Here is a 13,412-nt window from a genome sequence, read left to right as displayed (position 1 = left end):
CCGGTTTCACCCTCTGTTCCGGGCACCCAGAACGCCCGAGCACTCAGAACGCCCGAGCACTCAGAACGGGAAGCGGCTGCGCCCGTGCTGGATCGAGATCCACTTCACCGTGGTGAACGCCTCCACCGTCGACTCGCCGTTCAGTCGCCCGACACCGGAGTTCTTCTCGCCGCCGAAGGGCACGATCGGCTCGTCGTGGATGGTCCCGTCGTTGACGTGGATCATGCCGGTCTCGATCCGCTGGGCCACCTGCACCCCGCGCTCGATCGAGCCGCTGTGCACGGCGCCGCTGAGGCCGAACGGGGTGTCGTTGGCGAGCGCCACCGCCTCGTCCTCGCCGTCGAACGGCACCAGCAGCACCACCGGGCCGAACAGCTCGCGGCGCAGCACCGGCGAGTCCGCGGGCAGGTCGGTGAGCACCACCGGGTCCATCAGGGTGCCGACCGTGTTGCCGCGCAGCAGCACCCGGGCGCCGGCAGCGACGGCCTGGTCGACCTGGGCGGTGATCGAGTCGGCCTGGGTGCTGTTGATCAGCGGGCCGATCTGGGTGCTGGGGTCCTTGGGGTCGCCGACCTTGAGCGAGGCGATCTTGGCGACGAACTTCTCGGTGAACTCGGCGAGCACCTTGCGGTCCACCAGCACCCGGTTGGCGGCCATGCAGACCTGGCCCTGGTGCGCGAAGCGGCTGAACACGGCGGCGTCCACCGCGTAGTCGAGGTCGGCGTCGTCCAGCACGATCAGCGCGCTGTTGCCACCGAGTTCGAGCACCGCGCGCTTGAAGTGCGAGGCGGCGACGGTGGCCACGTGCCGGCCGACCCGGTCCGAGCCGGTGAAGGCGATGGTCTTGGGCACCGGGTGCTCGAGCAGCGCGTCGCCGATCTCGGCGATGTCGGTGACCACCACGTTGAGCAGGCCGGCGGGCAGGCCCGCGTCCTCGAAGACCTTGGCGAGCAGGGTGCCGCCGACGATCGGGGCGTCCTGGTGCGGCTTGAGCACCACGCCGTTGCCGAGCGCCAGGGCCGGCGCGACGGCCTTGATCGAGAGGAAGAGCGGGAAGTTGAAGGGGCTGATCACCCCGACCACGCCGACCGGCAGCCGGTAGAGGCGGTTCTCCTTGCCGTCCACCGCCGAGGGCAGGATGCGTCCCTCGGGGCGCAGCGCGAGCTGCATCGACTCGCGCAGCAGGTCCTTGGTCAGCGCGAGTTCGAAGGCGGCCTTGAGGTAGGTGCCGCCGAGCTCCGCGATGATGGTCTCGGTGATCTCCTGCTCGCGGTCCTCGATGATCCGCAGCGCGCGTTCGAAGACCAGTCGGCGGGCGTACGGGTTGACCGCCGCCCACTCCTTCTGGGCCCGTTCGGCCGCCCGGTAGGCCTGGTCGACCTCGTCGACGGTGGCGACGGTGATCGAGGCGAGCTTCTCTCCGTCGTAGGGGTTGATGTCGACGATGTCCCAGGAGCCGCTGCCGGGGCGCCACTGGCCGTCGATGAACTGCAGGGCGAGTTCCGAAAAGTAGGACACCTGACTCCCCTTCGCGAGCTTGCGTGATCTTCCGCGAGCTGACTGAGGATCATCCTACTGACATGTCACGGCTCCTGGAGCATGGTCCGCAGAAGACCGCGACTCTGTTCGACCGTGAGGCTGTCGGTTCGCAGCCGGTCCAACGTGGCGCGGTACTCGGCGACCTCGCGCGGCCGATCCAGGTAGAGCGCGGTGGTGAACTGCTCCAGGTAGATCACCTCGGCCAGGTCGGGCTCGCGGAAGGAGAGCAGCGAGAAGGTGCCGCTCTCGGCGGCCAGGCCGTCGAAGCCCAGTGGCATCACCTGGAGTTCGATCCGGGGGTGGTCGGCCAGCTCCAGCAGTCGGGCCAGCTGACCACGCATCACCTCGGGTCCGCCACAGGGACGGCGCAGCACGGCCTCGTCGAGCACCGCCCGCAGGCGCGGTCCCGCCTCGTCGGCGAGCAACTGCTGGCGGCGCATCCGGACCGCGACCCGGCGCTCGATCTCGGCGCTCGGCGCGCTGTGCGAGCCGAGCCGGATCACCGCGCGGGCGTACTCCTCGGTCTGCAGCAGACCCGGCACGAACTGCACGTCGTAGGAGGCGATGGCGCCGGCCGCCTCCTCGAAGCCGAGGTAGGTCTGGAACCAGGCGGGCACCACGTCGGTGTACTCCTGCCACCAGGGCACCGCGTTGGCACTGCGCACCATGCCGAGCAGTTCGGCGCGCTGCGCACCGTCGCTGACGCCGTAGAGGGTCAGCAGGTCGGCGACATCGCGCTCCTTGAATCTGACCCGGCCCAGCTCCATCCGCCCGATCTTGGACTCGGAGGCGCGGATCTCGTAGCCGGCGTCCTCCCGCGACACGCCCTGGGACTCCCGCAACCGGCGTAGCTGGGAACCCAACAGCAGCCGGCGCACGGTCACTCCGCCGCCGGTCTGCCCCATGCTGTTCATCGCGCTGTCCTCCCCTGGCGCCGATACGGTCCGCAGTCTGCCATGTAGAACCGTCAACAACTACGGTGGGAACCTGTGAGTTCGCTCAGGCGACCGATAGGTTCCGACAGTTCGTCAGGAGAGCCCGTGAGAAGACCAAGAGTGTTCCTGGCACTGCTGGTTGGCTTCCTGACGGCAGGCGCGGCCGGCTGCGGGCCGCACCCCGCCGCCCACGCGGCAGCCGACGACGCGACGCTGATGAAGCGGGCCCACGAGGTGGCCGACGCCTGGCCGGGCTCGACGGCCGGGCAGCAGTGGCGGACCGGGTACGTGCCACTGACCGATGCGACCGAGTGGCTCCCGCCGGACGCCTTCCACAACGACGCCGACAAAGTCGCCTTCACCTCGGGGCAGTTGGAGCTGCGCGGCGCGCTGCCGCACGCTCCGGCCACCGGTACGGTGCGCTGGGCGGACGGCACGGCAACCGAGCTGCCGCTGATCCCCGCCACCCAGCAGTTCGACGACCTGACCAAGAAGCACAGCTGCCGGCCCGGCCCGTGCGGCCGGCTCACCGTCACCGCCGTCCAGGCCGGCACCCGGGAAGTGACCACCAGCCGGGGCAAGGCGACGATCCCGACCTGGGAGGTCAGCCTCGACGGCTACCAGGCCCCGTTCGTCTATCCCGCGGTCACCACACCGGCCCGCCCGAGCATCGCGTGGTACGCGCCGTTCGACGGGCCGACGATCCCCGGCCTGGAACAGGCCGGGGGCTGGAACGCCATCTCGCCGGACGGACTGACCCTCAAGGCCCACGTGACCGGCGGTGGCTGCCACAAGGCACTGCCCGGCGAGGTGTACGAGACCGACCAGGTGGTCGTCCTGATCGGGCGGACCACCGTTCCGTCCGCAATGGAGGCCTGCCCCGCGAACTTGGCCTTCTACCCGGTCGACTTCCGGCTGAGCCGACCGCTCGGCTCCCGCGCCGTGCTGGACGCCGCCTCCCGCTGGCCGGTGCTGCTCACCCCGCCGTCGGTGTACTCGTTCCCGTCCCCGTGACCAGCCGCTCCAGCAGGAGCAGCGCCGGGACGCCCGCCACCGCGGTCACCGCCAGGAACACCCAGGGCCAGACGGCGCCGTGGCTCAGCAGCAAGGTGAGCAACCCGGGCGCCAGTGCCTGGCCGGTGTTCCAGGAGAGCTGGTACACACCCAGGTAGCGACCGCGCAGGTCGGGGCGGGCCAGGCCGACGCTGAGCTCCTCGGCGAACGGGGTCGCCATCGTCTCGGCGAGGTTGTAGAGGAACATCGCGGCGTACAGGCCCGCCACCACCGCCCAGCCGGGCGCCGCCGCGAGCAGCGCGAAGAGCGCGAAGGCGAGGGCGTTGACCGCACCGGCGGCGGCCACCACCCGGGTCGGCCGCAGGTGCTCCAGGCGCCGGGCCACCGGGCCCTGGGTGAGCACCACCTGCAGGCCGTTCATCATCAGCAACGAGCCCGCCAGCCAGGCCGGTTGGTGCAGGGACTGGACCAGGTAGACGGCGATCAGCAGGCTGGTGACCAGCGAGCCGAAGACGTTGCAGAGGTTGATGCCGACCAGCAGCAGGTAGCGGCCGTCGCGCAGGACGTCCCGGTAGCTGCCCGGGCTCGGGGCGGTGGTCTGCTGCCGCGGCGCCGGCCCGGCCGGGCGCCAGAGCACCAGCAGGGCCGCCGCGACCAGGTAGCTGACGGCGTTGAGCGCCACCACGGCCCGCAACTCCCCGGCCCCAACCAGCACCGAGCCGAGCGCCGCACCCACCGCGAGGCCGGCGTTGCGCAGCGTCTGCACCAGGGCGAACCACCGGGTCCGCTCGCCGCCGGGCGCGGCCAGCACCACCAGGCCGGTGCTGCTGGTCCAGTACGCCACCGCTCCCACCTGGGCGAGCCAGCCGACCAGCACGATCTGCCATACCTGATGGACCGTCAGGAATCCGGCGTAGGCGAGCGCCGAGAGCGCATTGCCGGCGGCGGCGGTGGCGCGGGCGCCGAAGCGGTCGATCAGCCGCCCGGTGACGATCGCGGTGGGCAGCGCCAGCAGGCGTGCGGTGGTGAGGGCGGCGCCGATGGTGGCGATGCCGAGGCTGGTGGTCCGGGCGAAGTAGATCACCACGAAGCTGAGCACCAGCCCGGTGCCGAGGCTGTCGACCAGGTGGGCGCCGACGAGCGGGCGCTGCCCGGCGGTGCGGGGCAGTCCGAGGGAGAGCGATATGGCCATGGCACGAGCCTGTGCGGCATGATCGTCACTGCCCACAGATTTCTTGCTGATCGAATCCTCGGACAGCAAGCCGCTCGCTGATCCTCCGGAGGCGCGGACATGCTCAGCGTGCGCTTCTCCGCCCAGGACGTCGCCGCCACCCGGTTCGCCTGCTCGCGGCTGCGTGAGGTGGTGTCAGCTGTCCAGGTGCTCAAGGACGTCGCCGCCCGGGCGATCCACCTGCCCTGGGTACGGGAGAGCCGCACCCGGCTGCGCGGCGTCGACTACGCGCTGCTCGACCAGCTGGTCCCGATGCCGGCCTGGTACCTGCCGGACTTCCTGGCTCCCGTCCCGGTGGCCACCGCCCCCGGCATGGCCGAGGAACTCGCCGAGCTCACCGCCACCGATCCGGCCCTGGCCCGTGCCCAACTCGACCGGTTGCCCCGCCCGTTGCCCCCGCTGGTGGCGGAGCTGCAGGCGGACCCGGCGGCCGGACTCACCCGGCTGGCCCAGGAGATCCTGCTCTTCTGGCGGGCCGCCGTCGAACCGCACTGGCCGCGGATCGAGCGGCTGATCGAGGGCGAGATCCTGCACCGCGCCCGCCGGATGGCGGCCGGCGGCCCGGCCGCCCTGTTCGAGGGCCTGCACCCCAAGGTGAGCTGGCAGGACGACCGGCTCCGGATCGACAGCCGCCGCCACAGCGCTCAGTACCGGCTGGCCGCCGGGCGCGGCCTGGTCCTGGTCCCCTCGGTCTTCGTCTGGCCCGGCGCGGTCTTCGAGGTCGACGAGACCCAGGCCCAACCCGGCCTGGTCTATCCGGCGCGCGGCATCGCCACCCTCTGGGAACGCGGCGGCCAGGCGCCCCCGTCCGCGCTGGCCGCCCTGCTGGGCCACGGCCGCGCCCGCGTCCTCAGCGAACTCGCCGCCCCCGCCTCCACCACCGAACTCGCCCTGCGCACCGGCCAGTCCGCCCCCAATGTGGCGCACCACCTGTCGGTGCTGCTCGCCGCGAACCTGGTGGCGCGCCACCGGACCGGCCGCACCGTGCTGTACCTGCGCACCGCGCTGGCCCAGGCCCTGGTCGGCGGTGACGAGTGATCAGCTCACCGGGCCGCTGTCCTTCACCCCGGTGGCCGGCAGTGCCAGCGAGGCCGCGGCGGCGGGCTGGTCGGTGACGGACAGCGTGTAGTCGCCATCGGTGGCGCCCTCGAAGATGAACCAGGCGGCCTGGTCCTGCCGGGTCGGGCGGTCCGGGTAGAGCGCCTCGATCGGCGCCCTGGTCGGGCCGACCACCTGGCCGTTGGGCAGCTTGAGCCGCAGGAAGGAGCCGTCGACGGCCATCCCGGCATCCCCGACACGGCCGGTCATGTCGAAGACGACCAGCACCGCGCGCTGGCCGCGCTTGAGCGTGGTGACGCCGTTGCCGTCGCCGAAGTCGGCGCGCAGCTGGGCCGACTTGAGGTTGAGGGTGAGGCGCCCCGAGGTCAGCGCGGCGCCCGCCGGCAGCGCCAGGTCGACGGGCTTGAGCGAGATGGCCTCGCGGCCGCCGGTGCCCAGCGGCACCACGGCCTGGGCGAGGGCCGCGTCACCGAGCACGAAGGAGGCCCCGTCGAAGCTGAACGGCCGGTTCGGTCCCGCGGCGCCGTCGAAGGTGATGGTCAGCGGGTTCGAGGCGCCGGGGGTGGGCGGTACGGCATTGCCGTACTGGCCGGGCAGCGGGGTGCCGGCCAGGTCGATGGCGAACTCGGGCCAGTCCCGGACGGCGAAGGTCTTGAAGGTGTTGGTGACGGTGGTGTCCAGCACCACCTGGTACGCGCCGCCCCCGGTGGGCTGGTAGGCGGCGGACTTCACGTCGAAGCGCAACCCGCCCCAGTACACGGACTTGCCGATCTGGACGCTCTTCGCCTGGGCCGACGCGGAGCCGCTCGCGGCGGCACCGGTGGTGACGGCGGTGGCGGCGGGCGGGGCCGCGTTGCTCGCCGCCGGCCGGCTGGAGATCGTGGTGGCGTGGCCGGCGCAGCCGGTCGCCAGGGCGGCCGTGAGGACGGCCGCGGTGAGCGCGAGACCCGCGGTCCTGCCGGGTCTGGCAGGTCTGACGGGTCTGGTGGTGTCGGCGGTGCTGCTCATGCGGTGGCTTCCCCTCCGTGCGGCGTCTCCCCCTGCTCGGGAGGCGCGGGCACTGGAGGGGGTACCCGTGGTGCCGGCGCTCGCACCGGCCGTGACGGGACCGGGACGGTCCCGGTGCACGGCGGTGCCGATCAGGTCAGCACGGTGAAACTCGGCGCGGTGAAACTCGGCACGCTGAAGCTCGGGACGCTGAAACTCGGCACGGTGAAGCTCAGCACCGACGGATCAGCGGCCGAGCACGCCGACGGCGCCTGCCCCCCGCTTGGTCGGGGTGGGGGCAGGCGCCGTCGTGGTGCTCCGCTGAGGGACCGGCGGCTCTGACGGGTCAGCGGTTGGTGCGGCCCGGCGTGCCGGGCGGTGTGCGGGAGGGTCGGACCGCCGACTGTCAGACAACCAGGGGGCGGTCGGTGGGGCGGATCGGGGCGGGCAGCGGGGTCTTGCCGCCCAGGTAGGAGTCGACCGCGGCGGCCGCGGAGCGGCCCTCGGCGATCGCCCAGACGATCAGCGACTGGCCGCGGCCGGCGTCGCCGCAGACGTAGACGCCGTCCACGTTGGTGGCGAACTTGCCGTCCCGCGCGACGTTGCCGCGCGCGTCCAGCTCGACGCCGAGCTGCTCGACCAGGCCGTTCTTCACGTCGGTGCCGGTGAAGCCCATGGCCAGGGTGACCAGCTGCGCGGGGATGGCGCGCTCGGTGCCGGGGACCGGCTCGAACCGGCCGTCCTTGAACTCGACCTCGACCAGGTGGAGTTCCTGGACGTTGCCGTCCTCGTCGCCGCTGAAGTGGGTGGTGTTGACGGAGTAGACCCGTCCCTCCTTGCCCGCCTCCGGCGAGGAGGGTCCCTCTGCCTGGCCGGCCACCGTCTTCGTCTCTCGGACGTAGATGGCCTCCTCGTGCGCGGAGGTGACCTTGTAGGTCATCGGCATGGTCGGCCAGGGCTGGCCGGCCGGCCGGTTGTCGCTGGGGCGCGGCATGATCTCCAGCTGGGTGACCGAGGCGGCGCCCTGGCGCAGCGCGGTGCCCAGGCAGTCGGCGCCGGTGTCGCCGCCACCGATCACGATGACGTGCTTGCCCTCGGCGCTGATCGGCGGCTCGACGAAGTCGCCCTCCTGCACCTTGTTGGCCAGCGGCAGGTACTCCATCGCCTGGTGGATGCCCTTGAGCTCGCGTCCGGGCACCGGCAGGTCGCGGGCGGTGGTGGCGCCGGCGGCGACCACGACCGCGTCGAAGCGGTCGCGCAGCTGCTGGCCGGTGATGTCCTCGCCCACGTGCACGCCGGTGCGGAACCGGGTGCCCTCCGCGCGCATCTGCTCGATGCGGCGGTTGATGTGGCGCTTCTCCATCTTGAACTCGGGGATGCCGTACCGCAGCAGACCGCCGATCCGGTCGGCCCGCTCGTAGACCACGACGGTGTGCCCGGCCCGGGTGAGCTGCTGGGCGGCGGCGAGGCCGGCGGGGCCGGAGCCGACCACCGCGACCGTCTTGCCGGACAGCCGCTCGGGGGCCTGCGGGCGGACCCCGCCGTTGTCCCAGGCCTTGTCGATGATGGTGACCTCGACGTTCTTGATGGTCACCGCGTCCTGGTTGATCCCCAGCACACAGGCCGACTCGCACGGCGCGGGACACAGCCGCCCGGTGAACTCCGGGAAGTTGTTGGTCGCGTGCAGCCGCTCGATCGCGCCGGACCAGTCGTCCCGGAAGGCGAGGTCGTTCCACTCGGGGATCAGGTTCCCGAGCGGGCAGCCGTTGTGGCAGAACGGGATGCCGCAGTCCATGCAGCGGCCGGCCTGCTTGGTGATGATCGGCAGGAGGCTGCGCTCGACGTAGACCTCGTTCCAGTCACGGAGGCGAACGTCGACCGGGCGGCGCTCCGCCAGCTGCTTGGGCGTGGTCAGGAAGCCCTTGGGGTCAGCCATGTGCCGCCTCCATCATCTTGCGAGTGATAGCGGTCTCGGTGAGACCAGCGCGCTCAGCGGCGTCCTTGGCGGCGAGCACAGCCTTGTAGTCGGTGGGCATGATCTTGGTGAAGCGGCTGACACCGCCGCCCCAGTCGGCCAGCAGCTCGGCGGCAACCGTCGAGCCGGTCTCCTCGTAGTGCTGCTGCACGATCTCGCGCAGCCAGTCGCGGTCCTCGGCGTCGGGGGCCTCGATGCCGACCATGCCGCCGTTGACATTGGCCGGACGCAGGTCCAGGACGTACGCGATGCCGCCGGACATACCGGCTGCCAGGTTGCGGCCGGTCTCGCCGAGGATGACGACCCGCCCGCCGGTCATGTACTCCAGGCCGTGGTCGCCCACGCCCTCGACCACCAGGGTGGCACCGGAGTTGCGGACCGCGAAACGCTCACCGGCCTTGCCGCGCAGGTGGATCCGGCCCGAGGTGGCGCCGTAGCCGATGGTGTTGCCGGCGATCACGTGCGCCTGCGCGTCGGCGCCGATCGCGGCGGCCTCGCGGGCCGGACGGACCACGATCACACCGCCCGACAGGCCCTTGCCGACGTAGTCGTTGGCGTCGCCCTCCAGCCGCAGCGTGATGCCGTTCGGCACGAAGGCACCGAAGGACTGACCTGCGGAACCGCTGAAGGTGACGTCGATCGTCCCCTCCGGCAGGCCCTCGCCGCGGTACCGCTTGGTCACCTCGTGGCCGAGCATGGTGCCGACCGTGCGGTTGACGTTGCGGATCGGCAGCTGGATCCGGACCGCGTCGCCGCGCTCCAGGGCGTCCTCGGCCAGCTCGATCAGCTGGTTGTCGAGCGCCTTGTCCAGCGCGTGGTCCTGCGTGGTGGTGCAGTGCAGGGCCGCGCCCTCGGGCAGCTCGGGGACGTGGAAGAGCGGCGCCAGGTCCAGGCCGGCGGCCTTCCAGTGGTCGATGGCGGCGGTCGCGTCGATGTGCTCGGCGTGGCCGACGGCCTCCTCGATCGAGCGGAAGCCCAGCTCGGCGAGGATCTCGCGGACCTCCTCGGCGATGAACTCGAAGAAGTTGACCACGAACTCCGGCTTGCCGGAGAAGCGTTCGCGCAGCACCGGGTTCTGGGTGGCGACGCCGACCGGGCAGGTGTCCAGGTGGCAGACCCGCATCATGATGCAGCCGGAGACCACCAGCGGCGCGGTGGCGAAGCCGAACTCCTCGGCGCCGAGCAGCGCGGCGATCACCACGTCGCGGCCGGTCTTCAGTTGACCGTCCGTCTGGACCACGATCCGGTCGCGCAGCCCGTTCAGCAGCAGGGTCTGCTGGGTCTCGGCGAGGCCGAGCTCCCAGGGACCGCCCGCGTGCTTCAGCGAGGTGAGCGGCGAGGCGCCGGTGCCGCCGTCGTGGCCGGAGACCAGCACCACGTCCGCGTGCGCCTTGGAGACGCCCGCCGCGACGGTGCCCACGCCCACCTCGGAGACCAGCTTCACGTGGATGCGGGCCGCCGGGTTGGCGTTCTTGAGGTCGTGGATCAGCTGAGCCAGGTCCTCGATGGAGTAGATGTCGTGGTGCGGCGGCGGCGAGATCAGGCCGACACCCGGGGTGGAGTGCCGGGTCTTGGCGACCCACGGGTAGACCTTGTGGCCGGGCAGCTGGCCGCCCTCGCCGGGCTTGGCGCCCTGGGCCATCTTGATCTGGATGTCGTCCGCGTTGACCAGGTACTCGGAGGTGACGCCGAACCGGCCGGAGGCGACCTGCTTGATCGCCGAGCGGCGGGCCAGGTCGTAGAGGCGCTCCGGGTCCTCGCCGCCCTCACCGGTGTTGGACTTGCCGCCCAGCTGGTTCATCGCGATGGCCAGCGTCTCGTGCGCCTCCATCGAGATGGAGCCGTAGGACATGGCGCCGGTGGAGAACCGCTTGACGATCTCGGAGACCGGCTCGACCTCGTCGATCGAGATCGGCGTCCGGCCCTGGCCGTTGAACTTGAACAGGCCGCGCAGCGTCATCAGCCGCTCGGACTGCGAGTTCACCCGCTCGGTGTACTGCTTGAAGATGTCGTAGCGCCGGCTGCGGGTGGAGTGCTGCAGGCGGAAGACGGTGTCCGGGTCGAACAGGTGCGGCTCGCCCTCGCGGCGCCACTGGTACTCGCCGCCGATCTCCAGCGCGCGGTGCGCGGCCGGGATGCCGGAGGCCGGGTAGGCCTTGGCGTGCCGGGCGGCGGTCTCCTTGGCGATCTCCGCCAGGCCGATGCCGCCGAGCTTGGTGGTGGTACCGGCGAAGTAGGCGTCCACGGTCTCCTGGGACAGGCCGATCGCCTCGAAGACCTGAGCGCCGCGGTAGGAGGCGACGGTGGAGATGCCCATCTTGGACATCACCTTCAGCACGCCCTTGCCGAGCGCCTTGATCAGGTTCTTGATCGCCTTCTCCGGCTCGATGCCGGTCAGGAAGGTGCCCTGGGCGACCAGGTCCTCGACCGTCTCCATCGCCAGGTACGGGTTGACCGCGCCCGCGCCGTAGCCGATCAGCAGCGCCACGTGGTGGACCTCGCGGACGTCGCCGGCCTCGACCAGCAGCGAGATCAGGGTGCGCTGCTTGGTGCGGATCAGGTGGTGGTGCACCGCGGAGGTGAGCAGCAGCGAGGGGATCGGGGCGTGCTCGGCGTCCGAGTGGCGGTCGGAGAGCACGATGATCCGCGCGCCGTCGGCGATCGCCGCGTCGGTCTCGGCCGCGATCGCCGCGAGCCGCGCGGCCAGCGCCTCGCCGCCGCCGGAGACCTTGTACAGGCCCGACAGCGTGACGGCCTTCAGCCCGGGCTGGTCCCCATCGGCGTTGATGTGGATCAGCTTGGCGAGCTCGTCGTTGTCGATCACCGGGAACGGCATGCCGACCGAGCGGCAGTGCGCGGCCTCGGCGGCCAGCAGGTTGCCCTCGGGGCCGAGGTTGCTCAGCAGGGAGGTGACCAGTTCCTCGCGGATCGCGTCCAGCGGCGGGTTGGTGACCTGTGCGAAGAGCTGCACGAAGTAGTCGAAGAGCAGCCGGGGCTTCTCGGAGAGCGCGGCGATCGGCGAGTCGGTGCCCATCGAGCCGAGCGCCTCGCCGCCGGTCTTGGCCATCGGCGCGAGGATGACCCGCAGCTCCTCCTCGGTGTAGCCGAAGGTCTGCTGACGGCGCGTCACGGAGGCGTGGGTGTGCGCGATGTGCTCGCGCTCCGGCAGCTTGGAGAGCTGGATCTGACCGGCCGCCACCCACTCCTCGTACGGGTGCTCGGCGGCCAGCGCCGACTTGAGCTCCTCGTCCTCGATGATCCGGTGCTCAGCGGTGTCGATCAGGAACATCTTGCCGGGCTGCAGCCGGCCCTTCCTGACCACCTTCTCCTGGTCGATGTCGAGCACACCGACCTCGGAGGAGAGCACCACCAGGCCGTCCTCGGTGATCCAGTACCGGGCCGGGCGCAGGCCGTTGCGGTCCAGTACGGCGCCGATCTGGGTGCCGTCGGTGAAGGTGACGCAGGCCGGGCCGTCCCAGGGCTCCATCAGGTTGGAGTGGTACTGGTAGAAGGCGCGCCGGGCCGGCTCCATGGTGGCGTGGTTCTCCCAGGCCTCCGGGATCATCATCAGCACCGAGTGCGGCAGCGAACGCCCGCCCAGGTGGAGCAGCTCCAGGACCTCGTCGAAGGAGGCCGAGTCGGAGTGGTCCGGGGTACAGATCGGGAAGATCCGGCTCAGGTCGCCAGGGATCTTGTCGGTGGCCAGCTGCGACTCGCGCGCGGTCATCCAGTTCCGGTTGCCCTTGACGGTGTTGATCTCACCGTTGTGCGCGACGAACCGGTACGGGTGGGCCAGCGGCCAGCTCGGGAAGGTGTTGGTGGAGAACCGGGAGTGGATCAGGCCGATCGCGGAGGCGTAGAGCCGGTCCGACAGGTCGGGGAAGAACGGCTCCAGCTGCCCGGTGGTGAGCATGCCCTTGTAGACGATGGTGCGGGCCGACAGCGAGGGGAAGTACACCCCGGCCTCGCGCTCGGCGCGCTTGCGGACCACGAAGGCCAGCCGCTCGAGCTCGATGCCGGCCTTGCCCTCGGCGGCCAGGAAGACCTGACGGAAGCGCGGCATCACCGAGCGGGCGGTGGCGCCCAGCAGGTCGGGAGCGACGGGCACCTCGCGCCAGCCGAGCACGGTGACGTCCTCGTCGGCGGCGATCGCCTCGACCTGGGCGACCGCGGCGGCGTCAGCGGCGTCCTCGTCGGGCAGGAACGCGATGCCGACCGCGTAGGAGCCGGCCTCGGGCAGCTCGAACGGGACGTTGGCGCGCAGGAAGGCGTCCGGGATCTGGGTCAGGATGCCCGCGCCGTCACCGGAGTCCGGCTCGGCGCCGGTGGCACCCCGGTGCTCCAGGTTGCGCAGGACGGTGAGCGCCTGCTCGACGATGGTGTGGTCGGCGATGCCGGTCAGCGTGGCGACGAAGCCGACGCCGCAGGCGTCGTGCTCGTTTCGCGGGTCGTACAGGCCCTGAGCAGCAGGTCGCGCATCCGGAACGAGCGCATAGGGAGAGCGGCTGCTGCCCTGGGGCTCGTTGGCGGAGTGCATGGATGCAGACAGCATCGGCTCTCCCGTCGTCGTCTTTGGCAAAAGGTGCAAGTGCAACAGGGACGACGTTGGCCCTCTGCGATTTCGTGCAGGTTACATGATGCCGCAAATCCCGGGAAGTGGAATTCTTCGTCC

At 71.3% G+C, this 13,412-nt stretch carries 8 protein-coding genes; 2 read left to right on the top strand and 6 right to left on the bottom strand.

The genetic code is table 11. From position 1 onward, the window contains the following. Positions 1-60: 60 nt before the first annotated feature. Together BR98_RS31920 and BR98_RS31915 are read right to left on the bottom strand one after the other, a co-directional pair. Positions 61-1,518 (bottom strand): aldehyde dehydrogenase family protein, encoded by a 1,458-nt coding sequence (locus BR98_RS31920; protein WP_035850341.1) that lies wholly within the window; start codon positions 1,516-1,518, stop codon positions 61-63. A gap of 65 nt (positions 1,519-1,583) precedes the next feature. Beyond that, the gene (locus BR98_RS31915; protein ID WP_035850339.1) at positions 1,584-2,453 is read right to left on the bottom strand and encodes a helix-turn-helix domain-containing protein; all 870 of its coding nucleotides are present in this window, start codon (positions 2,451-2,453) and stop codon (positions 1,584-1,586) included. Between the two features lie 126 nt (positions 2,454-2,579). Here BR98_RS31915 and BR98_RS36775 point away from each other — a divergent pair, with 126 nt between their 5' ends. Then, positions 2,580-3,488, top strand: a complete 909-nt coding sequence (locus BR98_RS36775) for a hypothetical protein (RefSeq protein ID WP_157538012.1) — start codon at positions 2,580-2,582, stop codon at positions 3,486-3,488. On the opposite strand, the gene BR98_RS31905 is transcribed toward BR98_RS36775, so the two are convergent. Continuing rightward, on the bottom strand, positions 3,451-4,680 hold the full coding sequence (locus tag BR98_RS31905) for an MFS transporter (RefSeq protein ID WP_051970565.1): 1,230 nt from the start codon (positions 4,678-4,680) through the stop codon (positions 3,451-3,453). The genes BR98_RS36775 and BR98_RS31905 overlap by 38 nt on opposite strands. A gap of 99 nt (positions 4,681-4,779) precedes the next feature. On the opposite strand from BR98_RS31905, the gene BR98_RS31900 reads away from it, so the two are divergent. Next, positions 4,780-5,757: a winged helix-turn-helix domain-containing protein gene (locus BR98_RS31900; RefSeq protein ID WP_035850337.1), complete on the top strand. Its 978-nt coding sequence runs from the start codon at positions 4,780-4,782 to the stop codon at positions 5,755-5,757. Here BR98_RS31900 and BR98_RS31895 read toward each other — a convergent pair whose 3' ends face one another. From BR98_RS31895 to gltB, 3 genes are all read right to left on the bottom strand, one after another. Beyond that, complete coding sequence (locus tag BR98_RS31895) at positions 5,758-6,786, bottom strand: hypothetical protein (protein ID WP_035850335.1); 1,029 nt, start codon at positions 6,784-6,786, stop codon at positions 5,758-5,760. Between the two features lie 385 nt (positions 6,787-7,171). Beyond that, positions 7,172-8,701, bottom strand: a complete 1,530-nt coding sequence (locus BR98_RS31890) for a glutamate synthase subunit beta (RefSeq protein WP_035850333.1) — start codon at positions 8,699-8,701, stop codon at positions 7,172-7,174. Continuing rightward, the gene (gene gltB / locus BR98_RS31885; protein ID WP_083977226.1) at positions 8,694-13,292 is read right to left on the bottom strand and encodes a glutamate synthase large subunit; all 4,599 of its coding nucleotides are present in this window, start codon (positions 13,290-13,292) and stop codon (positions 8,694-8,696) included. Before gltB ends, BR98_RS31890 begins: the two co-directional genes overlap by 8 nt. Positions 13,293-13,412: the final 120 nt, after the last annotated feature.

This window comes from Kitasatospora azatica KCTC 9699 (genome assembly GCF_000744785.1).
GTDB classification, from domain to species: domain Bacteria; phylum Actinomycetota; class Actinomycetes; order Streptomycetales; family Streptomycetaceae; genus Kitasatospora; species Kitasatospora azatica.
Note: the sequence above shows the minus strand (reverse complement) of the source record. Positions and strands in the feature narration are given on the sequence as shown.